Here is a 24702-nt window from a genome sequence, read left to right as displayed (position 1 = left end):
TAAGGTTTTTCCCGCCCACCCTGTTCATCGAGGCTGAGATGAAGAATCAAGACCTGAATACCCGCCGTTCCCTGGCCACGCCGCGCGGCGTTGGCGTCATGTGCGACTTCTACGCGGTGCGCGCCGAGAACGCCACCCTGTGGGATGCCAACGGCAAGGAATACATCGATTTCGCCGGCGGCATCGCCGTGTTGAACACGGGCCACCTGCACCCCAAGGTCAAGGCCGCCGTCGCTGCGCAGCTGGACAACTTCACGCACACGGCCTACCAGATCGTTCCGTACGAAAGCTACATCTCGCTGGCCGAACGCATCAACCGCCTGGCCCCCATCGACGGCCTGAAGAAGACTGCCTTCTTCACCACTGGCGTCGAAGCCGTTGAAAACGCCATCAAGATCGCGCGTTCGTCGACCGGCCGTTCGGGCGTCATCGCGTTTTCGGGCTCGTTCCACGGCCGCACCATGCTGGGCATGGCGCTGACCGGCAAGGTCGCCCCGTACAAGCTGTCGTTCGGCCCGATGCCCGGCGACATCTATCACGTGCCGTTCCCCAACGCCACGCAAGCCATCAGCGTGGCCGATTCGCTCAAGGCGCTGGACCTGCTGTTCAAGTGCGACATCGACCCCAAGCGCGTCGCCGCCATCATCATTGAACCGGTGCAAGGCGAAGGCGGTTTCAACATCACCCCGCCCGAACTGATGACCGCGCTGCGCAAGATCTGCGACGAGCACGGCATCCTGCTGATCGCCGACGAAGTGCAAACCGGCTTTGGCCGTACCGGCAAGCTGTACGCCATGGAACACCACTCGGTGCAGGCTGACCTGATCACCATGGCCAAGAGCCTGGGCGGCGGCTTCCCGATTTCGGGCGTGGTCGGCCGCGCCGACGTCATGGATGGCCCGGCGGCTGGCGGCCTGGGCGGCACCTACGCCGGCAACCCGCTGGCCGTTGCCGCGGCCCACGCCGTGCTGGACGTGATTGCCGAAGAAAAGCTGTGCGATCGCGCCAACGTGCTGGGCGAGAAGCTGCGCGCCCACCTGGAAGGCCTGCGCGCCAAGGTGCCGGGCATTGCCGACGTGCGCGGCCTGGGCTCGATGGTGGCGCTGGAACTGAACGACGCCAGCGGCAAGCCGGACGCCGAAGCCGTCAAGCGCGTGCAAGCGCGCGCGCTGGAACAAGGGCTTATCCTGTTGAGCTGCGGCGTGTATGGCAACGTGCTGCGTTTCCTGTACCCGCTGACCATCCCCGACGCGCAATTCGACCGCGCGCTGGCGATTCTGTCCGACGCACTGGCAGCGTAAGGTTCACGGCCTGAACCCTTTATTCAGGGGGCCACAGGCACGGTAATTGCGGGCGTCGCGGATCTTTCCGCCGCGCCCGCTAGTGCTTGTTGGCCCCACTGAATCCCCATCAAGGAGACTTCAATAATGACCGCTTTGACTCATCCCCTGTCGCGCCCGGATCTGCTGCGCGACGCCTGCTACATCGACGGCAAGTGGGTCGGCGCCGGCAACGGCGCGTCGATCCCGGTGGACAACCCCTCCACCGGCAAGACCATCGTGTCGGTGCCCAAGCTGGGCCGCAAGGAAACCGAACAGGCCATCGCCAGCGCGCAAGCCGCGCTGCCCGCCTGGAGCGCCAAGACCGGCAAGGAACGCGCCGCGATCCTGCTGAAGTGGTCGCAACTGATGATGCAGAACCAGCAAGACCTGGCCGCCATCATGACGTCCGAACAGGGCAAGCCCGTGACCGAAGCCGCGGGCGAAATCGCCTACGCCGCCTCGTTCCTGGAGTGGTTCGCCGAAGAAGCCAAGCGCATCGACGGCGACGTGCTGCAAAGCCCCAAGGCCGGCCAGCGCCTCCTGGCGTTGAAGCAGCCCATCGGCGTTACGGCCGCCATCACGCCGTGGAACTTCCCGGCCGCCATGATCACCCGCAAGGTCGGCCCGGCGCTGGCCGCCGGCTGCACCATGGTGGTCAAGCCCGCTCAACAAACCCCGCTGACCGCGCTGGCGCTGGCCGTGCTGGCCGAAGAAGCCGGCGTGCCCGCGGGCGTGTTCCACGTCATCACGGGCAGCTCGCGCGATATCGGTGCCGCCCTGTGCGAAAGCGATGTCGTGCGCAAGCTGAGCTTCACCGGCTCCACCGAAGTGGGCCGCACGCTGATGGAGCAATGCGCCCCCACCATCAAGAAGCTGTCGCTGGAACTGGGCGGCAACGCGCCGTTCATCGTGTTCGACGACGCCGACCTGGACCGCGCCGTTGACGGCATCCTGGCCTCCAAGTACCGCAACGCCGGCCAGACCTGCGTGTGCGCCAACCGCATCTACGTGCAAGCCGGCGTGTACGAGGAAATCGCCAAGCGCCTGGTCGCCAAGGTCGAAGCCATGAAGGTCGGCGACGGCTTTGCCGATGGCGTGACGCAAGGTCCGCTGATCGACAAGAACGCCATTGAAAAGGTGCAGGAGCACATCGCTGACGCCACCTCGCACGGCGCCAAGGTTATTGCCGGCGGCAAGCCGCATGCGCTGGGCGGCACGTTCTTTGAACCCACCGTGGTGCGCGACGTGACGCAGTCGATGCGCTTTGCCACCGAAGAAACCTTCGGCCCGGTGGCCCCGCTGTTCCGCTTCGACACCGAAGAAGAAGTCATCGGCATGGCCAACGACACCATCTTCGGCCTGGCCGCTTACTTCTTCACCCGCGATTACGCCCGCATCTGGCGCGTGTCCGAAGCGTTGGAGTACGGCATTGTCGGCATCAACACCGGCCTGATCTCCAACGAAGTCGGCCCGTTCGGCGGCGTCAAGCAGTCGGGCCTGGGCCGTGAAGGCTCGAAGTACGGCATCGAGGAATACCTCGAAATCAAGTACCTGTGCGTGGACCTGGGCGCCTGAGCCCCAAGCGGTGCGCGGCGCTCGCCGCGCACCGGGGATAAGCGGTTTTCAACGCCGCTTATCCCCAACAACTGTGGACAACCCGGCCGATAAGTCCTGCACAGCCCGGAAAAGTCCTTTCAATCCAGTCACTTGCGAAGCGCGATCAAATGCCGCCCAGGCGTGATAGATTTGCGCGTTCCCTGGATGGATCCCTATGAGCAAAACCTTCTCCCTTGAGGACACCCGCAAGCTGGCCGCCGTGCTGGCCGAAACGGCCCTGGCCGAGGTCATGCCGCGCTTTCGCAACCTGCCCGACGGCTCGGTGCGAGGCAAGAGCTCGCCGCGTGACCTGGTGACCGACGCGGACGAAGCGGCCGAACGCATGATCGGCGCTCGCCTGGCCAAGCTGCATCCCGGCGCCGTGCTCATCGGTGAAGAAGCCTCCGCGCGCAACCCCGCGCTGCTGAACATGCTGGTCGACGCCGACCTGGCCTTTCTGATTGACCCCATCGACGGCACGCGCAACTACGTGGCGGGCCTGCCCTTGTTCGGCATGATGATCGCGGCCTGTCACCGCGGCGACGTGATCGCCGGCGTGATCTACGACCCCGTCAACCGCGACAGCGCACTGGCCGTGCGCGGCGAAGGCGCCTGGATGGAATACGACAACGGCCGCCGCGTGCCGCTGACCGTGGCCGCCCCCGCGCCGCTGGAAGACATGGACGGGCTGATCTCCACGGGCGCCCTGCCCGAGCCCCTGCGCACCACCGTCAACAGCCACCTGTCGCGCCTGGCCAGCACCTCGTCGCTACGCTGCGCCGCGCACGAATACCGCATGCTGGCGGCCGGGCATTGCCACATTGCGCTGTACAACCAACTGACCGCCTGGGACCACGCCGCCGGCTGGCTGCTGCACCGCGAAGCCGGCGGCTACGCGGCGCGCTTCGATGGCTCGCCCTACAAGCCCACGCATCGCACGGGCGGCTTGTTGTATGCGCCAGACGCCGGCAGTTGGCATGCCGCGCGTAAAGCGTTGTTGGGCGAGGGGCTGGAAGGGGCTGAGGGCTGAAAAACCCGGGTATTCCCTAGGGATTTATCCACAGTTCCTGTGGACAACCCTATGGAAAGGTCTGTAACGGCGCGAAAAATCCCTGACAGGGCAAGCACTTGCTTAAACCGGTCAAAAACCGGCCGGTTACACCTTGGCTTACAACGCGTCCAACGCCAGCGCGCAAGGCTGTTCCACCTTCAGGGTCAAAAGATTGTCGGCCCGCGTGCGGCCCAGGTTGATGGCGGCGATGGGCATGCCGTTGCGCGACGCTGCCGTCACGAAGCGGTAACCCGAATACACCATCAGCGACGAGCCCACCACCAGCACCGCGTCGGCGCTCATCAGCCCGGCATTGGCGCGATCGACGCGGTCACGCGGGACGGTTTCGCCGAAGAAGACCACATCGGGTTTGACGATGCCGCCGCAGCGCGGGCACGGCGGCACGATGAATTGCGAGAAATCCTGGCCGTCCAGGTCGGCGTCGCCGTCCGGCGCATCGGTGGCGTCCAGCAAGGCCCACGCGGGGTTGCTGTGTTGCAGCCGGTCTTGCCAGTCGTGGCGGCCGCCACGCCAGTCGCATTGCATGCAGCGCACTTCGTCCAGCCGGCCATGCAGGTCCACTACATCGCGGCTACCGGCGGCGGCATGCAGGCCGTCCACGTTTTGCGTGACCAGCACGCTGAGGCGGCCGCGCGATTCCAGACGCGCCAGCGCACGGTGCGAATCGTTGGGCTTGACCTGGCCAAAGCGGCGCCAGCCCACCATGCTGCGCGCCCAGTAACGGGCGCGCGCCAGTTCCGTGCCCATGAAGGTTTGCAGGGTCATGGGCGGCGAGCGTTTCCATTCGCCTTCGGTGTCGCGATAGTCCGGGATGCCGGAATCGGTGCTGACGCCCGCCCCCGTCAACACGAACAGCCGCGGGTGGCGGTCGACAAAGCCGCGCAACGCGGCCAGATCCGAAACTTGCGTGTCCATCCTGGCTCCTATCCGTGGCCGCCCTAGCCGGTCGCCCTCGTCGGTCGCCCTAGCCGGTCGCCCTGACCCGCTGCAATCAACCGCCCAAGCCGCAGTCGGGCATGTCGCTGACCAGGCTGGCCTGCGTGACGTTGCTGCCCGGGGGCACGCTGCGTGTCAGCCAGACGTTGCCGCCAATGGTCGACCCCTTGCCGATCGTGACGCGGCCCAGGATCGTGGCGCCCGCGTAGATCACCACGTCGTCTTCGATCAACGGATGGCGCGGCAAGCCCTTTTTAAGCTCGCCGTTTTCGCCAGGCGGGAAGCGCTTGGCGCCCAGCGTCACCATTTGGTAGAGCCGCACGCGGTCGCCGATGATGGCCGTTTCGCCGATGACGACACCGGTGCCGTGGTCGATGAAAAAGCTGCGGCCGATGGTGGCGCCGGGGTGGATGTCGATGCCGGTGTCGGCATGCGCGATCTCGGCCACGATACGGGCCAGCATCGGCACATTCAGCCGATACAGCACGTTGGCCAGGCGGTGATGGATCATCGCCGCCACGCCGGGATAGCACAGCAGCACTTCGTCCACGCTGTGCGCGGCCGGGTCCCCCTGGTAGGCGGCGGTCACGTCCAGGTCCAGCGCGGCGCGCACGCGCGGCAGCTCGGCGCCGAACTGGCGCACGATCTCGATGGCGCGCCGCTGGGTCTCAGCCGGGTCGACGTGTTCATTGCGGCCCACGTATTGCAGTTCAAGACAGACCTGATGCAACAGGGCGTCCAGCGCCGCACCGATGGTGTGGCCCACATAGAAGTCTTCGACTTCTTCGCGCAGATCGATGGGGCCCAGCCGCATCGGGAACAAGGCGCCACAGAGGTCCTTGATGATCTGGCGCAGGCTTTCCTGGGACGGGAATTCACGCAGGCCCGCGTCTTCACGCAGGCGGCCACGCGGGCCGCGCCAGGCGACGCGCGCTTCGCGCAAGCCGGACACGATGCTGTCCAGGTTCCAGTGGGCGGGCGGAAGGTGGGTGGGCCCGTTCATTGGGACTGCCCCTGGCGGTTGCGGGGGAGCCCGGGCTGGGAATGGGTTTCAAACATGGAAGTGCCTCGCTGACGGTGCTACGCAATAGTCCCGTCAACTGTAACCGCTAGCGCCCCTTTTCCGGAAAGCCTCCGATACGGCATCGGGGTTATGCGGCGGCCTGGCTGGGCTCGTCCGGGGCGTAGCCCAGCGGATTGCCTTGCTGCCAGCGCCAGCCGTCGGCGCACATGGCGGCCACATCGTAGGTGCTGCGCCAGCCCAGCAAAGACTCGGCAAGCGTAGGGTCGGCCCAGGTGCGCGCCACGTCTCCGGGGCGTCGCGCCAGGGTCTGCAAGGGAATCCGGCAGCCGCTGGCCTGTTCAAACGCGCGCACCAGCTCCAGCACGCTGGTGCCCCGGCCCGTGCCCAAGTTGACGGCAATAAACCCGGGGTGGTCCACGCAATACGCCAGCGCCCGCACATGGCCCTGCGCCAGATCCATCACATGCAGATAGTCGCGCACGCCCGTGCCGTCGGCGGTGTCGTAGTCGTTGCCGAACACCCGCAGGAATGGCTGGCGGCCTACCGCCACCTGGGTGATGAAGGGGAAAAGGTTGTTGGGCAGGTCGCGCGGACTCTCGCCGATCTGCCCGCTGGGATGCGCGCCGATGGGGTTGAAGTAGCGCAGCGTGACGGCGCTGAAGGCGGGGTTGGCCGTGCAGACGTCGCGCAGCATCTCTTCCACCATCAGCTTGGTGCGCCCGTAGGGGTTGGCCGGCGCCAGCGGATGCGCCTCGGTAAAGGGCAGGTACTGGGGCTCGCCATACACGGTGGCCGACGAGCTGAATACCAGCCGCGTGACGCCCGCCTCGCGCATGGCCTGCAGCAGCACCATCGAACCCGCGACGTTGTTGTCGTAGTACTTGAGCGGGTCCGCCACCGATTCCCCAACCGCCTTGCAGCCGGCCAGATGCAGCACGGCCCGCACCGGCTGGCCGCGTGCCGCCGCGTCTGACAGCACGCGTTCGATCAGGCCTGGCGTGCGGATATCCCCTTCGATCAGCGGTATCGGCACGCCGCACAAGCGCTCGACCCGGCTCACGGCCTCGCGGCTGCCGTTGCTGAAGTTGTCCAGCACCAGCGGTCGCTGGCCGGCCGCCAGCATTGCAATCAAGGTATGCGTGCCGATATAGCCGGCCCCGCCCGTGACCAGCACGTGCAGGTCCGAGGCCTGCACGTGGGGGGCCTGAATGCGCACATCAGGCATGTCTGCGTCTGGCATCCCCGCCCCCGTCACAGGTGCGCCGCCACGCCCGGCACCCACGCATGCCGGGGACGCGGCGCCTGCGCGTGGCCACGGTAGCGATCGATCCAGTACGAGGTGGACGCATCGTGGCCCCAATCGACCACGCCGGCCGACACCGGCACCGCCAGTTCGCGCTCGATGCCCGAGGCCAGCCGCTTGCCCAGTTCCACGCCCCATTGGTCGAAGGGGTTGATGCCCCACACCACGCTCTGCACGAACACCTTGTGCTCATACAGCGCCAGCAGCGCGCCCAGGCCGCGCGGATCCAGTTGGCGCAGCACGACCAGGGTGGACGGCCGACCGCCCGGATGCACCATGTGCTGCGCCAGACTCAGGGCGCGTTCCTGGTCGTCGATGTGCGCCACGTCCTGCAAGGCTTCTTCCAGGCTCTTGCCGCGCAGCAGCGCCTGGCGCTGCGCCAGGCAATTGGCCAGCAGCAGGCGGTGCGCGTCCGGGCTGTCCGCATGGCCTTGCAGGCTGGCGATGAAATCAACCGGCGCGCCGTTCTCACTTTGATGCAGCCATTGGAAGAACGTGTGCTGGCCATCGGTGCCCGGCATGCCCCAGATGATGGGCGCCGTGGGCACGCCGACCGCCGTGCCGTCGCCCGCCACCCGCTTGCCCAGCGACTCCATTTCCAACTGCTGTAGATAGGTCACCAGGTGCAGCAGGCGCGCGCTATAGGCGGCGATGTTCAAGGAGTTATGGCCCAGCACGCTGCAATTGACCAGGCCGGCCAAGGCCAGTTGGATCGGTGCGTTCGCGGCGAACGGCGCTTGCTGGAAATGCTGGTCCATGGCTTCGGCGCCCGCCCGCATGCCGATCAGCACGTCGGCGCCCACGGTCAGCGCGATGGACAGGCCGGCTACCGACCAGACGGAATAGCGTCCGCCCACCCAGTCGCACATCTTGAACGTGTGGCTGGCTGGCACGCCCAGCGCGCGCGCGGCCGACACGTTGGCCGTGACCGCCGCCAGGTGCTCGGACACATCGGCCACCCCGCCCTGCTTGAGCCACGCCATGGCCGCGCGCGCGTTGTGCAGGGTTTCGGAGGTGGTGAAGGACTTGGACGAAATCACCACCAGGCAGCGGCGCGGGTCCAGGCCGGCCACGGCGTCATGGAAGGCGTGGCCGTCGATGTTGGACACGAAGCGGATCTGGCGGCGCTGCGACGGGCCCCCGAACGCCTGGACCGCCAGGCGCGGCCCCCAGTCGCTGCCGCCGATGCCGATGTGCAGCACCGTTGAAAAATCCGCCGTCTGGTCCAGCTTGCGCACGAAGTCGGTCATGCGCGAATACTCGCAGACCGAATCCGCGTCCAGGCCGTCCGGCTGCTCGCGGGTACGCCCCGCCCGCAGCGCGGTGTGCCAGGCGGGCCGGCCTTCCGTCCAGTTGACGGGGTCGCCCGCGAACAGCGCGTGGCGGGCATCCGCCAGCCCACGCGCCTGCAGCAGATTCAATGCCGCCGCTTCCAGCGCGGGTGACTGGCGCTGCATGGTCAGGTCCACGCACAAGCCTGCGGCCTCGATCACTTTAAGCGTGTTGGCGTCCAGCTCGGCGGCCTCGGCGGCCTGCGCGAACGCCTGCCACTCAGGGCTTTGCGCCAGGCCGGAATTCGCCCTTAACGCCTCAATCGCATAATTGGCCTTTCCCATCGCGTGATGCTCCTTAGAACGGTAAACGAACATGAGGTGCAATGCGCCGGAACGCGTTGCGGAAATCCTCCTCGATACGGGCCAATGCGGCCACGGTGTCTCCTTCAAAACGCATCACCACCGTTGGCGTGGTGTTCGATGGACGCGCCAGGCCGAAGCCGTCGACGTAGTCCACCCGCACACCGTCCAGATCGTTGATGGACACCGCGCGGGGGAATTCCCCTTGTTGGCGCAGCGCCTCCACCAGTTCGAACTGTTCGCCTTCGGCGGTGTCCAGCTTGATTTCGGGGGTAGCGCAAGACTGCGGCAGGCTTTCCAAGAGGCCCGACGGGTCCGGCGCCGCCGACAGGATCTCCAGCAGCCGGGCAGCGGCGTAGATGCCATCGTCAAAGCCGTACCAGCGCTCTTTGAAAAACATGTGGCCGCTCATCTCTCCAGCAAGTAGCGCTCCCGACTCGCGCATCTTGGCCTTGATCAGGGAATGCCCGGTCTTGCACATGGTGGGTTTGCCGCCGGCCTCGAAGATGGCGCGGGCCACGTGGCGGCTGCATTTCACGTCGTAGAGCACTTCGGCGCCGGGGTTGCGCGCCAGCACGTCGCGGGCGAACAAAATCAGTTGCCGATCAGGCCAGATGATCTGTCCCGATTTCGACACCACGCCCAGGCGGTCGCCGTCGCCATCGAAGGCCAGGCCGACCTCGCAGTCGGAATAGCGCAGGCAATAGATCAGGTCCTGAAGGTTTTGCGGGTCGGCCGGATCGGGGTGGTGGCCGGGGAAAGTCCCGTCCACCTCGCAGAACAGCTCGGTCACATCGCAGCCCAGCGCGCGAAACAAGGCCGGCGCCACCGCGCCCGCCACGCCGTTGCCGCAATCGATGGCGATCTTCATCGGACGCGCCATGCGGATGTCGCCCACCAGGCGCGCGGCATAGCAGGGTTGGATCTGCATCTGCGTGCGCCCGCCCGACACGCTGGCCGATTCAATCGGCAAGCGCATCGCATCGCGCAGGGCCGTGATGCCCTCGCCATACAGCGACGCGCCGTCCAGCACGATCTTGAAGCCGTTGTGCGACGGCGGGTTGTGGCTGCCCGTGACCGCGATGCCCGCCCCCGTGTCCATCAGGCGCGTGGCGAAATACACCATCGGCGTGGTCGCCATGCCGATGTCGATCACGTGCATGCCCGCCGAACGCAGCCCCGCCTGCAAGGCCGCCGCCAGTTCCACGCTGCTCAGCCGGCCGTCGCGCCCCACCACCATCGAACGCGCCCCCTGCGCGTGTGCCTGGGTGCCCGCCGCCATGCCCAGGCTGTGGGCAAAGCGTGCGTCAATCTCGTCCGGTACCGTTCCTCTTATGTCGTAAGCCTTGAAAACCGCATCCAGAATTTGCGGGGTATCCCAGCCAAAAGTTCCGTGCATGCCAGTTTCTCCGGGTGGCGTTACTTGGGACCGTTCTGTTTGAAATCGCCGTAATACGCCGCACGGGAGTATCGATAATTCCCATACTTGGACCGGAAGCCGAAGCGTTCCGGCATGAGCTTGAGCCCGTTGAACAGCACGCCGTCCACGGGCGCGCCGGCCTGGATCAGGCGCTTGGCCGTTTCACGGATTTCGCCGACCGTGTTCATGCCCGAGCGCACCACCACCATGACGGCGGCGGCATGCGTGCCCACCACCGCCGCGTCGGGCGAGGACAGCACGGGCGCGGTGTCCAGGATCACCATGTCGTATTGCGAGGACAGCTCGCGCAGGGTCGCGCCGAACACGGGCGAGGCCAGCAGTTCCGACGGGTCGAAGGTGACCGCGCCGGTGGCGATGAAGTCCACGCCTTCGGACACGCTGTGCTTTCTGACGCGCGTCAGCGGGATCGTGCCCGACAGCACTTCGAACAGGCCGTCTTCCTTGGGCACGCCGAAATAGCGATTCAACTGGCCCTTGCGGAAGTCGGCGTCGATCAGCAGCACGCGCTTGCCCACGCCGCCCTGGATGAAAGCGAAGTTGGCCGACAGGAACGACTTGCCCACGCCCGCCACCGGGCCGGTGAACATCACCATGTTGTTGGCCGACTGACGCAGCGACGCTTGCAGCACGTTGCGGAACGACCGCAGGCTTTCGATGGGGGGTGAATTGCCCTGGCTTTGCGCCAGCAACGCGGGCACCGTGGCGTTCTTGCGCCGACTGCGGCGCCACAGCTTGTCTTGCATGTCGCTGTACGGAATGGCCGCCAGCACCGGCAGGCCCGTGTAGCGTTCCACATCATCCGGCTCAGACAGGCCGCCGAACAGCGCATTGCGCACAAACGCGCACAGCATGCCGAAGATCAGGCCGATGACCGTGGCCACGCCGATGATGATCGCGGCCTTCGGGCGCACGGGGCGGTCCGGCTGCACCGCGGCGTCCAGGATGCGCACGTTGCCCACCTTGCCGGCGCGGATCAGGCGCAGTTGCTGCGCGTTGTTCAAGAGGCCCGTGTACAGCTCGGTGTTGACGCGCACATCTCGCACCAGGCGCACCACGTCCTGCTCCAGGTCCGGCAACTGCTTGATGTTGTTGCCGATGCGGTTGACGTCGCTGGTCAGCGAAGCGATCTGGCGGTCGATCGACACGATGCTGGGGTGGCTCGGCGAAAAGCGCGTGATCAGTTCCTGACGCTTGGCGCGCAGGTCCATCACGCGCGTTTGCGCGTCAACCGATTGGCCCAGGATCAGCTTGGCCTCTTCGCTCAGGTCGATGGTGCCGCGCTTGTTGCGCAAGGCGTTGTACTTGGTTTCGGCCGCGTCCAGCTCGCTCTTGAGCAACGGCAACTGCTGTTCCAAAAAGCCCAGCGACTTCTCTGCCTGCGCCGCCTTGCGGTTCACGTTCTGCTGCACGTATTCCTGGCCAATCTGGTTCAGCACGGCGGTGGTCAGCGCCGGGTCGTTGCCTTCCAGCGTGACGCCGATCACGCCCGACGCGCGGCCCCGCTCGAAGATGCCCATGTGCGACTGCACGTTTTCAATCGCCGCCAGGCGCGAGCTGCGCGAGATGGTGAACTGCGTGCCGGGCCGGCCCGTCAGCGCGTCGATATGCACGTCCATCACGCCACCGCCGGGCAGGCGGAATTGTTCGGGCTTGCCCACCGCGCCGCTGAACGTGGCGCCCGTGAACTTGTCGGTCACCGTGTAGCGCCCTTCGCCTTGCGTGGTCACGATGAACGGCTTGCCCAGCCATTCGTTGGGCACGTCCAGGTGCGAGATCGCGATCGTCTCGCCGCCCCAGGCGTAGCCGCCGCGTGGCAGGCTGGAGGGATACGGCAAGGCTTCGTAGCGCTGGGCCAGCCATTCACCGATCACGGGGAAGTAGCGCGGCTTGGCGTGGATGTACAGCAAGAACTTGTCGACCGCGGGCCCCACCACCATGCGCGAACGCAGCACTTCCATTTCGCCCGAGGTCTCTGCCTTGGTGTCGAACATGGACGACACATCGCCCAACAGGCTGCGCGCCTGTCCATTGGGGGCTTCTTCTTCAACCTGCACGATGATGTCGGCCGAATACACCGATGGGGTCACCATCACGTAGGCCAGCGCGCCCAGGAAGGCGAGCAGCGTGATCGCAATGATCATCCACCGGTTGCTGATGATGGCATCCACGTGCGAGGACAACGGGGTTTCCTGCTGGCGAGCCGGGACGTTCGGCTCGAATGATTCGATGGGCAACGACATGCAGCTCTCCAGACGTGGGCGCCGCGGCGGATGCGGCGCCCCCAAAAGGCGTTGTTTTAGGGCCCGTTGGCCCTGAAAGGCGGATTAATCGATCGACTTCACGGTCTGCACCGTTTGCGCGCTCGGGAACAGGTTGCTGATGAAGCGGTTCCACCGCACCAGCGAAGCCGTATCCACGAATACGACGTCTTTGGGGTCCAGCTCAAACTTCGATCCCACTGCCAAAGCCTGCGGCGACTTGGCGTTCAGGTGGAACACCTCGGGCGTCGCTTGCTCGGTACTGCGCACCACAAACACTTGCGACGCATCGGCCGTCAACTGATTGGGGCCTCCCGCCAAGCCCAACGCCTCGGTCAACGACATGCGTCCATCGCGCATCACGACCGTGGTGGGCAGGAACACTTCGCCCATCACAAAGACCTTGCTGTCATCGCGCGGTGTCACACGCACGATGTCGCCCGACCTCAGCATCACTTGATTCAAGTCCTGACCGCGTTCAACCAGCGCGGGCAAGTTCACACGGGTGCGGCGGCCATCGCGAATGACATAGACGGCGCTGCGGTCGGCGGTGGGCAGCAAGCCACCCGCGCGGTTGACCGCTTCGAGCAAAGTCATCGGAATGTCGTTGATGGCAACCGTGCCCGGGAACTTGACCTCGCCTTCCACGTAGACGCGCTTGCTTCGATAGCCCAGCACGCGTACCGTGATCTGCGGATCCTGGATGTACTTGCCGGAACTATTCACTATGAGATTGCGCGCCTGCAGTTCCGTCAACCCCGCCACTTTCAGCAATCCCGTATAGGGAAATTGGATATATCCAGTGGATGAGACGGTATACCCCGGTATGCCCGAGGCGGTATCCCCCATGACTAGTTCGGTCACCCCAGTCCCGATTGCGTAGGTTTGCGTCGGAAGGACGAGTTCGGGGTGATCCCACACCACGATGGAAAGAATGTCGCCCGGCCCGATGCGGTAGGGCTCGGGGCTTCCCACCAGCTTTTCGACTCCGTCGTTGTTGATCAACGCCTGGCGGTTGCGCAGGTCGTCGACGACCAGCGAGGGGGTGATTTCCTTGATCGTCGCCACGGAATTCGGATCCAGGGGATCAACGAGGTGGTCGGCTTTAAAGGTCATACCGGGGGAAAAGGCGCAAGCGCCCAGCGAGGACACGAGCGCGATAGCGGCGATGGCTCGGCTCAACGTTCCGATAAATGTCGTCATGGCAAATCCACTGTGAATGACTTCGTTGCTTGGAATGGAGCCCGATGCGTAACGGGTTGCGACATTCCACTCTCTTTTCGAAGTCCCGCACATTCGACGGATGCCCTAAGCCTTCTCCTACATCGTTTGGAGGTTTCGGGTAAGCCTCGCACTCAATAAGATTTCGTCGGTAGCCACATGTTTTGCGGCAGTGCATCGTTTTTTCTTTTCGCCGCGGAAAACGCCCCACGAACAGGAGTGCGCGATGGACCCGTCCCAATCGGACACATCGGCAAGATTCAGCGGAGCAAGCTATCTGTACCGCCTGCTCGACGCCGCGATCGTCATCACCTGCGGCCTGACTGCCACCGGCTTGAAATTCTCGGACGATGCATTGGCGGAGCCTCCGCAGATTCATCTGTTCCTGATCTATTTGTGCGGCCTGGGCGTGATTGCCCTGTTCCCGGCATTTCGCCTGTACGTGTCATGGCGCGGCCGGCTGCTGACGGATCTGGTGGTGCGCAGCCTGGCCGCGTGGGCGACCGTGTTCGCGCTGGGCATCCTTGTCAGTTTTCTCATGCATCAGACCGCCGCGATATCGCGCATGTGGGCGGGTACCTGGTTTGGGATGACCGCCCTGACGCTGGCGGGTGTACGCATCGCGGTCTACGCCGCGCTGGGCGCCGCGCGCGATCGCGGCCTGAACAAGAAGCATGTGTTGCTGGTGGGCTTCGGCGCGCTGGGGCATGACCTGTGGCGCCGCGTCGAACGCTATCGCGGCGCGGGCTATGAAGTGGCCGGCATCTACGCCGAGCCGCACGAAAGCCTGCCGCCGCAAGTCCGCCGCCTGCACGAGCTCGACAACCTGCACACCTTCGTGCGCGAAAACAATGTGCGCGAGATCTGGATCGTCCTTCCGATGGAGGCGGGCCAGGAATTGCGCGAAGTGCTGTATCACCTGCGCAACGACCTGGTGGATATCCGCTGGATTCCGGATGTGATGTCGATCCAGTTGCTGGGCCATCGCATCGGTGAATTCCTGGGCCTGCCCGCCATCCAGCTCAACAGCCTGCCGGCCGCCGGCGTGCGCGGCTGGGCCAAGGAAGTGTTTGACCGCAGCTTCGCGTTCTTCGCCCTGATCGGCCTGGCGCCCCTGATGCTGTCCATTGCGCTGGCCATCAAGCTGACTTCGCGCGGGCCGGTGTTCTTTACGCAGCCCCGGCTGGGCGTGGACGGCAAGGTGTTCCACGTCTACAAGTTCCGCACCATGACCGTGCACCAGGAACGGGGCACGGTGACGCAGGCCACGCGCAACGATTCCCGCATTACCCGTATCGGTGGCTTTCTGCGGCGCACCAGCCTGGACGAGCTGCCGCAGTTCCTGAATGTGCTGATGGGCGACATGTCGGTGGTGGGCCCACGTCCGCACGCGCTGGAGCACAACGAAATGTACAAGGACCTGGTGCAGCGCTACATGATGCGCCACCGCGTCAAGCCGGGCATCACCGGCTGGGCGCAGGTCAATGGCTTTCGCGGGCAGACGGACACGCTGCGCAAGATGAGCGACCGCGTCGAGCACGACATCTACTACATCCAGCATTGGACGTTTCGGATGGACCTCTTGATCATCGCCCGCACGGCCGTGTCGGGATGGACGGGCCGCAATGTCTACTAGCCCCTTGGGATGGCCCGCCGCGCGCACGGGGCCCGCTTCGGGGGCCGCCACCGCGCCCAGCGTCACACCGGAAGGTGTATTGCCGCCCGCGGACTTCCGCCACGCCGTGCAGATGCTGCCGCTCGTTTCCATCGACCTGTTGCTGCGCGATGCCGGCGGCCGCTACCTGACCGGGCTGCGCACCAACCCGCCCGCGCGCGGCGCGTGGTTTGTGCCGGGCGGCCGCATCCGCAAGAACGAGCCCCTGCGCGCCGCGCTGGACCGCATCGCCCGTGAAGAACTGGGCCTGGCCATCGCGCCCGATGCGTGGACGCCGCGCGGCGTGTACGAACACTTTTATGGCACCAATTTCGCGGGTGAAGCGGGACGCTCCACCCATTACGTCGTCCTCGCCTACGAGGCCGAGCTTTCGTTGGACACCGCAAGCCTTCCGCGCGGCCAGCACCACGGCTACCGCTGGCTGCAAGCGGAAGAGATCGCCGCCGATCCCGGCGTGCATCCGTACACCCAGGCCTACTTCAAGGAGTGAGCGCCATGACGAATCCCCCTCCCGCCTACCGGGCTGTCATCCTTTGCGGCGGTTCCGGCTCGCGCCTGTGGCCGCTGTCGCGCGAACTGTTGCCCAAGCAGTTCATCCGTTTGACCGATTCGCGCAGCCTGTTGCAAAACACGCTGCTGCGGTTGAGCTCGGCGGGCGCGCAAGCCAAGCCGATGCTGGTCTGCAACGATGCGCACCAGTACATTGCCGCAGAGCAGGCGCAGGAACTGGGCATCAAGGACGCGGAAGTGATTCTGGAGCCCTTCGCGCGCAACACCGCGCCGGCCATCGCCGCCGCCACGCTGCGCGCCATGCGCGACGGCGAAGACCCCATCATGCTGATCATGCCGTCGGACCACGTGCTGGAAGATGGCGAAGTGCTTCGCGCCGCCTTCGCCCAGGCGTACGAGGCGGCGCGTCAGGGCGCGCTGGTCACCTTCGGCATTACGCCCACGGCGCCGCTTAGCGGCTATGGCTACATCCAGTCGGACGAACCCGGCGAGATGGCGCCGGCGCGCCGGGTGCTGCGCTTTGTGGAAAAGCCCTCGCCCGAAGTCGCGCAACGCCTGATCGAAGACGGCGGCTATTACTGGAACAGCGGCATGTTCGCGTTCCAGGCGTCGGTGTTCCTGTCCGAAATGGGGCGGCTGGCGCCGAAGATGCTGGCCCAGGTAGAGGCGGCGGTGGCCGACGGCCATGGGGAAAACGCGCTGTTCCACCTGGATGGGCCGGCGTTTGAGGCCTGCCCCAGCGACTCGATGGACTACGCCATCATGGAACGCACCGACAGCGCCGTGGTCATTCCGCTGGCGGCGTCGTGGAGCGACGTGGGCGCCTGGGACGCGGTCTGGGGCATCGCCCAGAAAACCGAGGAAGGCAACTCCACCAGCGGCGACGTCATGGTGGAGGATTCCCGCAACTGCCTGATCCATTCCACCAGCCGGCTGGTCGCTTCGGTGGGCCTGGACGACATAGTGGTGATCGAAACGGCGGACGCCGTGCTGGTGGCGCACAAGTCGCGCTCGCAAGACGTCAAGCGGCTGGTGGAAACGTTCAAGACGCAGCATCGCTCCGAGCTGAATCACCATCGCGAAGTGCAGCGGCCCTGGGGCTCGTACGACTCGGTGGGCCACGGCCCGCGCTACCAGGTCAAGCGGATCACGGTGAAGCCCGGTGCGCGGCTGTCGTCGCAGATGCATCACCACCGCGCGGAGCACTGGATCGTGGTGTCGGGCACGGCGCGCATCTACAACGGCGACAAGCAATACCTGCTGACGGAGAACCAGTCGACCTACATCCCGTTGGGCGAAACCCACAGCCTGGAAAACCCGGGGAAGATTCCGCTGGAGATCATCGAGGTTCAATCCGGCGCATATCTCGGCGAAGACGACATCGTGCGTTTTCAGGACATGTATGGCCGAGTGTGAACAGCCCCCACGCGCCGCGCCTTCCAGGCGCGCGCTGCCCCCCGAGGGGGCTACCCCCGCCTTGGGGCGGCCCGGCGGCGGGGGTGAGGGGCGACTGACCGCTGAGCCTTTTTGGCGGCCAGGCGTCGCCAGGCTCTGCCTGCCGGTGGCCGGCCTGTTCTTCCTGGTGCTGGTCACCGTGGGCAACCTGCCCGGCCTGGCGGCCGACATGTCCGACGCCTTCGGCGACAAGCGCCTGCATCTTGTGGCCTACGCCGTCCTGACGGGATTGATCTACCTGTCGGTCAACCGGCGCCCGGCGCTGGTGGCCATGTTGGCCGTGACGGCGCTGGCGGTGGTGGACGAAACCATCCAATCCTTTTTTCCCTACCGACAGGCTGAACTCTTAGACCTTTTGGCCGATATCTTGGCGGCGGGTGCAACAGTAATCTCATTGCACATCGGTTCCACAGCCTTCGGCTCCTTTCGTGCAGTCACTAAGTCTTAAGGACACAACCATGCCAAAACGGGCACTGATTACCGGCGTTACCGGCCAAGACGGGGCCTACCTGGCGGAGTTCCTGCTGGCCAAGGGCTATGAGGTCCACGGCATCAAGCGGCGCGCTTCGCTGTTCAATACCGCGCGCATCGATCATCTGTACCAGGACCCCCACGACAAGCCGCGCAATTTCGTGCTGCACCATGGCGACATGACGGACTCTTGCAGCCTGATCCGCATCGTGCAATCGGTGCAACCCGACGAAATCTATAACCTGGCCGCCCAAAGCCATGTGGGGGTCTCGTTCGAAGAGCCGGAGTACACCGCCAACGCCGACGGCCTGGGCACCTTGCGCCTGCTGGAAGCCATCCGCATCCTGAAGCTGGAAAACAAGTCGCGCTTCTATCAGGCGTCGACTTCAGAGCTGTACGGCCTGGTGCAAGAAACGCCGCAGAAGGAAACCACCCCCTTCTACCCGCGCAGCCCCTACGCCGCCGCCAAGCTCTACGCCTATTGGATCAGCGTGAACTACCGCGAAGCGTATGGCATGTACGCCTGCAACGGCATCCTGTTCAACCACGAATCTCCCAAGCGCGGCGAAACCTTCGTCACGCGCAAGATCACGCGCGGGCTGGCGCGCATTGTGCTGGGCCTGCAGGAATGCCTGTACCTGGGCAACCTGTCCGCCTTGCGCGACTGGGGCCATGCGCGCGACTACGTCGAAATGCAGTGGCTGATGCTGCAACAGGACACCCCCGAGGACTACGTCATCGCCACCGGCTTGCAGTACAGCGTGCGCGAATTCATCAATACGGCGGCGCGCGAGCTGGGCATTCTGTTGGCGTGGGAAGGCGAAGGCCTGGAAGAAACGGCCACCGTGCTGTTCTCGCCCGTGCATGACGTGAAGCCCGGCCAGGTGATCGTGCGGGTGGACCCGCGCTACTTCCGCCCGACCGAAGTGGAAACCCTGTTGGGCGACCCCACCAAGGCGCGCGAAAAGCTGGGCTGGTCGCCGCGCACCACGTTCGCGGAATTGGTCAAGGAAATGGTGGAGGCCGACCTGAAGGATGCGCGTCGCGATGCGCTGGTCGAACAGAACGGCTACGAAATCTACGCCTACAAGGAGTAGTCGGCCATGACGAACCTGGACCAACGCGTGTTTGTCGCGGGCCATCGCGGCATGGTCGGCGCCGCGATCACCCGCGAGCTGCACCGCCGTGGCTATCAGCACGTGCTGACCCGCAACCGAACCGAGCTGGACCTGGAAAACCAGAACCAGGTGCATCGCTTCTTCTCGACCACGCCGGTCGACGTGGTGTATCTGGCGGCCGCCAAGGTGGGCGGCATCCTGGCCAACCAGAACCATCCCGTCGACTTCCTCTACAAGAACCTGATGATCCAGTGCAACGTGATCCGCGCCGCGTATGCGGCCGGGGTGCGCAAGCTGCTGTTCCTGGGTTCGTCCTGCATCTACCCGCGCGAGGCGCCCCAGCCCATCCGCGAAGACGCCTTGCTGACCGGCCCGCTGGAAGCCACCAACGAGCCCTATGCCATCGCCAAGATCGCGGGTCTGAAGCTGTGCGAAGCCTACCAGCGGGAATACGGGGCGCGCTTTATCTGCGCCATGCCCACCAACCTGTACGGCCCGCACGACAACTACGACCTGCACAGCAGCCACGTGCTGCCGGCGCTGATCCGCAAATTCCATGAAGGCCGCGAAGCCGGTCAGGAAAGCGTGACGATCTGGGGCACGGGCACGCCGCTGCGGGAGTTCCTGTACGTGGACGACCTGGCAAAAGGCTGCGTGATGCTGATGGAACACCCCGACGCCGAAGGCATCTACAACATCGGCGCGGGCAAGGACATCAGCATTGCGGACCTGGCGGCGCTGGTGGCGCGCGTGGTCGGCTACCAAGGCCGCATCGTGTACGACACCGGCAAGCCCGACGGCACGCCACGCAAGCTGATGGATTCGTCGCGGGTTCAGGCGCTGGGCTGGCAACCCACCGTGTCCTTGAGCGACGGCATCGCGCTGGCCTACGGGCATTTCCTGCGCGAACGTGCCGATCAATCCCAACCGGCGCTGCCCGTGGCCTGAGGGCCGCGCCAGCATCAACCACAGGTTCCCCGATGTTTGGATTCGTCAGGAAACACATCGCCGGCAACGCCTCTTTCTGGGGGCTGGTGGAATACGGCATCGGCCCGGTCGCGGCGCTCATCGCCCTGCCCATCCTGTTCCGCCAGTTGGGCACGGTGGGCTTTGGCCAGTATTCGATGATCATCGCGCTGGCCGGCTTCGGCAACGCCGCGAACCTGGGCGCGGCGGTCACCGCCACCAAGCTGGTGTCCGAACGCCTGCACGAACCCGGCGGCGCCTACCGCGCGGCGGGGGTCAGCATGTCGCTGATCGGCTGCGCGTTGGGCGTCGTGACCTTGGCGGCCGTGTTGCTGTGGGCGGTGGTGGGCCTGGCCTGGCCGGCCGCCACGTTCGGCGGCGTGGCCGTCACGCTGTTGGCCATGCCCGCGCTGGCCATCTACCTGACCCAGCAATACGACCAGTTGTTTTCGGGCTGCCTGAAAGGACGTGAAGATTTCCGCGCTACCGCGCTGTGCGAAGTGTTCAGCCGCAGCGGCACCATGGCGCTGGCCTGCGCGACCGCCTGGTACACCGCGTCGCCCACCTACACCGGCCTGGCGCAGGCCGCCGGCTTGTTGATTGCGGGCAGCGTGAAGATGCGCGTGTTCTCGCGCGCCTATGGCCATGTCGTGGTGCGGCCCGTGCGCGACCGGGGCGCCATGATGGACGCCTTCAAGTTTTCGCGCTGGTCCTGGCTGAACAGCCTGAGCGCGCTGGCCTTCGGTTCGGTGGACCGCGTGTTGGTGGGCAGCATGATGGGGCCGGCCGCGCTGGCGATCTATACGGTGGGCGTGCAAGTGGGCCAGATCATCCACACCGCCGCCGTCGCGATCTTCCAGAAGGCGATGCCGCGCGTGACGCGCCTGTCGGTGTCGCCCCCTTATGCGGGCGCCGCCGAACGCGAGATCCGCCGCATGATGATGTGGAACCTGCTGCTGTCGTCGATCGCCACGCTGGCGGTGCTGGCGGTCAGCCGCCCGCTCTTGAACCTGCTGCTGGGCGACAACGTGGCGGCGGGCCACCTGGGCACTTTCCAATTGCTGATCGTGGCCTCCGGGCTGCTGTCATTGAACGCCGCGGCCCACTTCTCGTTGTTGGGCCTGGGCAATTCCCGCGCCGTCGCCATCCTGAACGGGCTGGGCGGACTGGCGATGTTGTGCGTCATGGCGGGGTTGGTGCACGCCGCGGGCGAACATGCGGCGGCGTGGGGCCGCATGGCTTATGCGGCGATCACGCTGGCCGGCGTGGCACTAGCTATCCGTCAATCGCGCCCCGAGTATCCGGGCGCGTTACCCGCGGCCACCCGATAACACCAACATGCTGAGGTCTTACATGCGCAAGCGTCATAACGAGTATTCACGTCAGCTCATCGACTTCGTCCGCGAGCTGCGTCCGCCCGCGCCGATCGCCGGCGGCCTGTTGCCCAAAGTGACCATCGTGACCCCCTCGTTCAACCAGGCCAAGTTCCTGGAACGCACCATTCTGTCGGTGCTGAACCAGGGCTATCCGCGTCTGGAATACATCATCATCGATGGCGGGTCGACCGACGGCAGCGTGGACATCATCCGCAAGTACGAACGGTATCTGAGCTACTGGGAAAGCACGCCGGACCGCGGGCAATCGCACGCCATCAACAAGGGCTTCGAGCGCGCCACGGGCGATTACGTCGGCTGGCAGAATTCAGACGACCTGTATTTTCCCGGCGCGCTGCGCAAGCTGGGCACGGCGGCCTCGCGCGGGCGCGCGCCGATCGTCAGCGGCAACCTGTTCGTGGCCGACGCCAACAACCACATCTTCCGCAAGATCCACTACACGCCGGTCAACCGGGGCACGTTGACGGTGGTGAAGGCATCCATTCCGAACCAGTCGGCCATCTTCCGGCGCGACCTGCTGCGCAAGTACGGGCTGCTGCAGGAAAGCATGCGCTACTGCATGGACCTGGAACTCTGGAGCCGCTTGCTGCGCGAAGGCAAGAACCTGATCGTGCCCGATGCGCTGGGCGTCTACACCGCCCACGACGAAACCAAGACGGCGCTGATGCAGGACGTGCTGCTGGAAGAGCGCGAGCAGATCGTCACGCGCATCCGGCGCACCGAGCCCGGACTGGGCCGCTTGTTCGAACTGTCGTGCCGCGCCTCGAAGGTGGCCGCCCACGCACGCCAGGGCGACCTGACGTACCTGTTCGAAAAGCTGACCACGAAGATCTTCGGACGCGACGACTGGGCCGCGCACTAGGACGATGCCGACATGAGCCCGCACCGCCGCTTCTCCACCTTGCATCTGCTGGGGCTGTTCGCCTTCACCGCGCTGGCCCTGAACGATGACCGCTTCATCCTGGGTGTCGGCAGCTTCAAGCTGTCGCCCTTCGATGTGCTGTTCGTGATGATCCTGGCGGTCAAGGCGCTGCGGCTGTCGGAGCCCAGCGCCTATGCCTTGCCACGCGGCATGCTGGGCGCGTTGTTGGGTTTGCAGACCTTGTCGGTGATCTATCTGTTGCTGGTGTCGATGGACCACCCCGGCATTGAAACGGGCGACGTGGCGCGCGACCTGCGCATCGTGTTCTATTTTCTGTGCACGCCCTTCCTTTGCTACAAGGACATCGACAGCCCCGCCGCCTACGCCGTGCTGCAGAAGTACATCGTGGCGGCCTGCCTGTTCGTGGCCGTGCAGATGTTGCTGGAACAAGCCATGGGCTTCAGCGTGGCGGATCCCCTGCGCAATGTGCGGCTGGGCGTCTGGGCCATCCCCTTTGGCGTGGTGTCGCTGTTGACCTTCCGGCGCACCTTGAACGTGTCCGGCCCCAAAGCCTACGCGCTGACATTGTTCATGCTGCTGGCGCTGGTGTTTTCGCTGAACCGCAGCCAGTACCTGCAATTGGCGGTGTCCGTCTTCATCGCGGTGCTGCTGGGCACGGGCCCGGAAATCCGCCGGCGCGCGGTGCTGATCTTTGTGCCGGCCGCGGTCGCGGGCGTGCTGGTGTTCGCCAGCATCGGCTACCTGGACGTCCTGGCCAACCGCATCTTCAGCGTCGAAAAGCTGGACGAGGATTCCAGCTACGGCGCGCGCATCCAGGAAATGGAAGGGCAGATGGACTTCTTCGCCGAAAGCCCGGTGTTTGGCAAAGGCGCGGGCTTTCGCAGTTGGGTCATGGGCGAAAACGGGTTCGAGCTCAGCACCTTCGCGCACAACTCCTGGGCCTTCTACCTGATGAAGTTCGGCGTGGTGGGCACCACCATGATCATGCTGCCGCCCTTGCTGATCCTGCTGCTGACCTTGCTCAAGCGGTACGCGCATCCCGGCCTGGAAATGCACCGGCGCTACCTGCTGGCCACCGCGCCCATCTACATCTTCATTGATTCGTTGTCCGGCGGGCTGGCCTACGCGCCCAAGACCGCCTTCACCGGATTCCTGTTGTGCTACTGCCTGTCGTTGATGCGAAATGCCCAGATCATGCCCGTGCCCAGGGCGGATGCGCCCGTGGCCCGGCGCCCCACCAGCCACCGTCCGGATGCCGCGCACCGGTCGCCACCTAGAGTGATACCCCATGCCTGATGTCTTGTTTGTCGCGCCAGACTTGCACGGCGGCGTCGGAAGATGCGTTGCCTTCATCGTGGATGCCTTGCCGGAACAGGGAGTGGATTCCGCCCTGTTCCTGCTGCGTTCGCGCAACCGGGAATACCCCGTCGCCAACCCGAAGGTGACGCGCGCCCTGCCCATCATCGAATCATCCACCAAGCTGCGGCTGATGCTGCCCTTTGCCTTCATGAAGTTGATGGCCCAGATCCGCCGCGACAAGCCGGCCATCGTGTGTTCACACGGCTTGCTGTGCAACATGCTGGTGGTGCTGGCCAGGAAAATGCTGGGCGGCAAGTTCCGCACCGTAGCCTTCGAACACAGCAGCCCCGCCATCCATTACGGCGCGTCGAAAATGCGGCGGCTGAAGTGCTGGCTGGTCAGCCAGACGTATCGCCGGCATGACGCGGTGGTGGGCGTGTCTCGCGGCGTGAAGGAAGACCTGGTCAGCATGTTTCCGCCGCTGCGCGGCAAGGTACATACGATCTACAACGGCGTGCCCCTGGACAATGTGCGCCGGCAAGGCGCGCAGCGCACCGAAGGCGACGGCGCGGCGCCCTATCAGGTGGTGGCGGTGGGCCGGCTGGAAGCCGTGAAAGACTACGCCACCCTGATCGACGCCGCCGCCTTGCTGGACGACCCCGGCATCGCCTTCACCATCCTGGGCGAAGGCTCCGAGCACGCCGCCTTGCAAAAGCGCATCGACGAGCGCGCCTCGCGCAGCCCCGTCACGCTGGCCGGGCATATCGACAACCCCTTTCCCGTCATCGCCAGCGCCGGCGCGTTCGCCTTGACCTCCATCCGCGAAAGCTTCGGCAACGTGCTGGTCGAAGCGCTGTGCCTGGGCGTGCCGGTGATATCCACCGATTGTCCGCACGGCCCCGCCGAAATTCTTGACGCCGGCCGCTACGGCCTCTTGGTGCCGGTGGGCGACGCGGCGGCGCTGGCCGACGCCGTGCGCCGGTTGGCCTACGACGCCAAGATGCGCGAGCAACTGGCGGCGCAAGGCCCCGAGCGCGCCGACGCCTTTTCCCTAGAGCGGCACTGCCGCAACGTCATCGCGCTATTCCAGCCGCTGATGCAACGCGGCACGCCTTGAACAGGAA

At 65.4% G+C, this 24702-nt stretch carries 20 protein-coding genes; 13 read left to right on the top strand and 7 right to left on the bottom strand.

Annotated features, from left to right (window positions below; all coding sequences use genetic code 11):
• Positions 1–38: 38 nt before the first annotated feature.
• From M2361_RS02120 to M2361_RS02110, 3 genes are all read left to right on the top strand, one after another.
• Positions 39–1301: a 4-aminobutyrate--2-oxoglutarate transaminase gene (locus tag M2361_RS02120; protein ID WP_259245998.1), complete on the top strand. Its 1263-nt coding sequence runs from the start codon at positions 39–41 to the stop codon at positions 1299–1301.
• Between the two features lie 126 nt (positions 1302–1427).
• Positions 1428–2897, top strand: a complete 1470-nt coding sequence (locus M2361_RS02115) for an NAD-dependent succinate-semialdehyde dehydrogenase (RefSeq protein WP_100856579.1) — start codon at positions 1428–1430, stop codon at positions 2895–2897.
• A gap of 196 nt (positions 2898–3093) precedes the next feature.
• On the top strand, positions 3094–3948 hold the full coding sequence (locus M2361_RS02110) for an inositol monophosphatase family protein (protein WP_259245996.1): 855 nt from the start codon (positions 3094–3096) through the stop codon (positions 3946–3948).
• Positions 3949–4086: 138 nt separating this feature from the next.
• On the opposite strand, the gene M2361_RS02105 is transcribed toward M2361_RS02110, so the two are convergent.
• From M2361_RS02105 to M2361_RS02075, 7 genes are all read right to left on the bottom strand, one after another.
• The gene (locus M2361_RS02105; RefSeq protein ID WP_100856581.1) at positions 4087–4905 is read right to left on the bottom strand and encodes an NAD-dependent protein deacetylase; all 819 of its coding nucleotides are present in this window, start codon (positions 4903–4905) and stop codon (positions 4087–4089) included.
• Between the two features lie 76 nt (positions 4906–4981).
• A complete protein-coding gene (gene epsC / locus M2361_RS02100) occupies positions 4982–5929 on the bottom strand; it encodes a serine O-acetyltransferase EpsC (protein WP_259245995.1) in 948 nt (315 codons plus the stop codon).
• A gap of 148 nt (positions 5930–6077) precedes the next feature.
• Positions 6078–7190, bottom strand: a complete 1113-nt coding sequence (gene galE / locus M2361_RS02095) for a UDP-glucose 4-epimerase GalE (protein WP_259245994.1) — start codon at positions 7188–7190, stop codon at positions 6078–6080.
• 11 nt (positions 7191–7201) lie between these two features.
• Positions 7202–8869, bottom strand: a complete 1668-nt coding sequence (pgi, locus tag M2361_RS02090; RefSeq protein ID WP_259245993.1) for a glucose-6-phosphate isomerase — start codon at positions 8867–8869, stop codon at positions 7202–7204.
• Between the two features lie 13 nt (positions 8870–8882).
• Complete coding sequence (locus M2361_RS02085; protein WP_259245992.1) at positions 8883–10286, bottom strand: phosphomannomutase/phosphoglucomutase; 1404 nt, start codon at positions 10284–10286, stop codon at positions 8883–8885.
• Between the two features lie 20 nt (positions 10287–10306).
• The gene (locus M2361_RS02080) at positions 10307–12568 is read right to left on the bottom strand and encodes a GNVR domain-containing protein (RefSeq protein WP_259245991.1); all 2262 of its coding nucleotides are present in this window, start codon (positions 12566–12568) and stop codon (positions 10307–10309) included.
• A gap of 84 nt (positions 12569–12652) precedes the next feature.
• Positions 12653–13789: a polysaccharide biosynthesis/export family protein gene (locus M2361_RS02075; RefSeq protein WP_259245990.1), complete on the bottom strand. Its 1137-nt coding sequence runs from the start codon at positions 13787–13789 to the stop codon at positions 12653–12655.
• Positions 13790–14033: 244 nt separating this feature from the next.
• Here M2361_RS02075 and M2361_RS02070 point away from each other — a divergent pair, with 244 nt between their 5' ends.
• The 10 genes from M2361_RS02070 to M2361_RS02025 all read left to right on the top strand — a co-directional run bounded on the left by M2361_RS02070 (position 14034) and on the right by M2361_RS02025 (position 24695).
• Positions 14034–15443 (top strand): undecaprenyl-phosphate glucose phosphotransferase, encoded by a 1410-nt coding sequence (locus M2361_RS02070; protein ID WP_259245989.1) that lies wholly within the window; start codon positions 14034–14036, stop codon positions 15441–15443.
• Between the two features lie 112 nt (positions 15444–15555).
• Positions 15556–15972, top strand: a complete 417-nt coding sequence (locus tag M2361_RS02065) for a GDP-mannose mannosyl hydrolase (RefSeq protein ID WP_259249216.1) — start codon at positions 15556–15558, stop codon at positions 15970–15972.
• Positions 15973–15977: 5 nt separating this feature from the next.
• Positions 15978–17408, top strand: a complete 1431-nt coding sequence (locus M2361_RS02060; RefSeq protein WP_259245988.1) for a mannose-1-phosphate guanylyltransferase/mannose-6-phosphate isomerase — start codon at positions 15978–15980, stop codon at positions 17406–17408.
• Between the two features lie 145 nt (positions 17409–17553).
• The gene (locus tag M2361_RS02055; protein WP_259245987.1) at positions 17554–17895 is read left to right on the top strand and encodes a VanZ family protein; all 342 of its coding nucleotides are present in this window, start codon (positions 17554–17556) and stop codon (positions 17893–17895) included.
• Positions 17896–17905: 10 nt separating this feature from the next.
• Entirely contained in the window at positions 17906–19015 is a 1110-nt protein-coding gene (gene gmd, locus M2361_RS02050) for a GDP-mannose 4,6-dehydratase (protein WP_100856592.1), read from the top strand.
• Positions 19016–19021: 6 nt separating this feature from the next.
• Positions 19022–19984: a GDP-L-fucose synthase gene (locus tag M2361_RS02045; protein WP_259245986.1), complete on the top strand. Its 963-nt coding sequence runs from the start codon at positions 19022–19024 to the stop codon at positions 19982–19984.
• Between the two features lie 32 nt (positions 19985–20016).
• On the top strand, positions 20017–21333 hold the full coding sequence (locus M2361_RS02040) for an oligosaccharide flippase family protein (protein ID WP_259245985.1): 1317 nt from the start codon (positions 20017–20019) through the stop codon (positions 21331–21333).
• A gap of 7 nt (positions 21334–21340) precedes the next feature.
• Positions 21341–22258: a glycosyltransferase family 2 protein gene (locus tag M2361_RS02035; protein ID WP_259245984.1), complete on the top strand. Its 918-nt coding sequence runs from the start codon at positions 21341–21343 to the stop codon at positions 22256–22258.
• 12 nt (positions 22259–22270) lie between these two features.
• Positions 22271–23575 carry an O-antigen ligase family protein gene (locus tag M2361_RS02030; RefSeq protein WP_259245983.1) on the top strand — a complete coding sequence of 435 codons (1305 nt, stop codon included), beginning with the start codon at positions 22271–22273 and terminating at the stop codon, positions 23573–23575.
• Positions 23568–24695 (top strand): glycosyltransferase, encoded by a 1128-nt coding sequence (locus tag M2361_RS02025; RefSeq protein WP_259245982.1) that lies wholly within the window; start codon positions 23568–23570, stop codon positions 24693–24695. Before M2361_RS02030 ends, M2361_RS02025 begins: the two co-directional genes overlap by 8 nt.
• Positions 24696–24702 lie beyond the last annotated feature (7 nt).

The sequence above is a fragment of the Achromobacter sp. JUb104 genome, assembly GCF_024806975.1.
Taxonomy (GTDB): domain Bacteria; phylum Pseudomonadota; class Gammaproteobacteria; order Burkholderiales; family Burkholderiaceae_B; genus Achromobacter; species Achromobacter spanius.
Note: the sequence above shows the minus strand (reverse complement) of the source record. Positions and strands in the feature narration are given on the sequence as shown.

Bases quoted from the DNA above. Each gene is read 5' to 3' on its own strand.
- M2361_RS02120 (WP_259245998.1), top strand. From the start codon at position 39: ATGAAGAATCAAGACCTGAATACCCGCCGTTCCCTGGCCACGCCGCGC.
- M2361_RS02115 (WP_100856579.1), top strand. From the start codon at position 1,428: ATGACCGCTTTGACTCATCCCCTGTCGCGCCCGGATCTGCTGCGCGAC.
- M2361_RS02110 (WP_259245996.1), top strand. From the start codon at position 3,094: ATGAGCAAAACCTTCTCCCTTGAGGACACCCGCAAGCTGGCCGCCGTG.
- M2361_RS02105 (WP_100856581.1), bottom strand. From the start codon at position 4,905: ATGGACACGCAAGTTTCGGATCTGGCCGCGTTGCGCGGCTTTGTCGAC.
- epsC (WP_259245995.1), bottom strand. From the start codon at position 5,929: ATGAACGGGCCCACCCACCTTCCGCCCGCCCACTGGAACCTGGACAGC.
- galE (WP_259245994.1), bottom strand. From the start codon at position 7,190: ATGCCAGACGCAGACATGCCTGATGTGCGCATTCAGGCCCCCCACGTG.
- pgi (WP_259245993.1), bottom strand. From the start codon at position 8,869: ATGGGAAAGGCCAATTATGCGATTGAGGCGTTAAGGGCGAATTCCGGC.
- M2361_RS02085 (WP_259245992.1), bottom strand. From the start codon at position 10,286: ATGCACGGAACTTTTGGCTGGGATACCCCGCAAATTCTGGATGCGGTT.
- M2361_RS02080 (WP_259245991.1), bottom strand. From the start codon at position 12,568: ATGTCGTTGCCCATCGAATCATTCGAGCCGAACGTCCCGGCTCGCCAG.
- M2361_RS02075 (WP_259245990.1), bottom strand. From the start codon at position 13,789: ATGACGACATTTATCGGAACGTTGAGCCGAGCCATCGCCGCTATCGCG.
- M2361_RS02070 (WP_259245989.1), top strand. From the start codon at position 14,034: ATGGACCCGTCCCAATCGGACACATCGGCAAGATTCAGCGGAGCAAGC.
- M2361_RS02065 (WP_259249216.1), top strand. From the start codon at position 15,556: ATGCTGCCGCTCGTTTCCATCGACCTGTTGCTGCGCGATGCCGGCGGC.
- M2361_RS02060 (WP_259245988.1), top strand. From the start codon at position 15,978: ATGACGAATCCCCCTCCCGCCTACCGGGCTGTCATCCTTTGCGGCGGT.
- gmd (WP_100856592.1), top strand. From the start codon at position 17,906: ATGCCAAAACGGGCACTGATTACCGGCGTTACCGGCCAAGACGGGGCC.
- M2361_RS02045 (WP_259245986.1), top strand. From the start codon at position 19,022: ATGACGAACCTGGACCAACGCGTGTTTGTCGCGGGCCATCGCGGCATG.
- M2361_RS02040 (WP_259245985.1), top strand. From the start codon at position 20,017: ATGTTTGGATTCGTCAGGAAACACATCGCCGGCAACGCCTCTTTCTGG.
- M2361_RS02035 (WP_259245984.1), top strand. From the start codon at position 21,341: ATGCTGAGGTCTTACATGCGCAAGCGTCATAACGAGTATTCACGTCAG.
- M2361_RS02030 (WP_259245983.1), top strand. From the start codon at position 22,271: ATGAGCCCGCACCGCCGCTTCTCCACCTTGCATCTGCTGGGGCTGTTC.
- M2361_RS02025 (WP_259245982.1), top strand. From the start codon at position 23,568: ATGCCTGATGTCTTGTTTGTCGCGCCAGACTTGCACGGCGGCGTCGGA.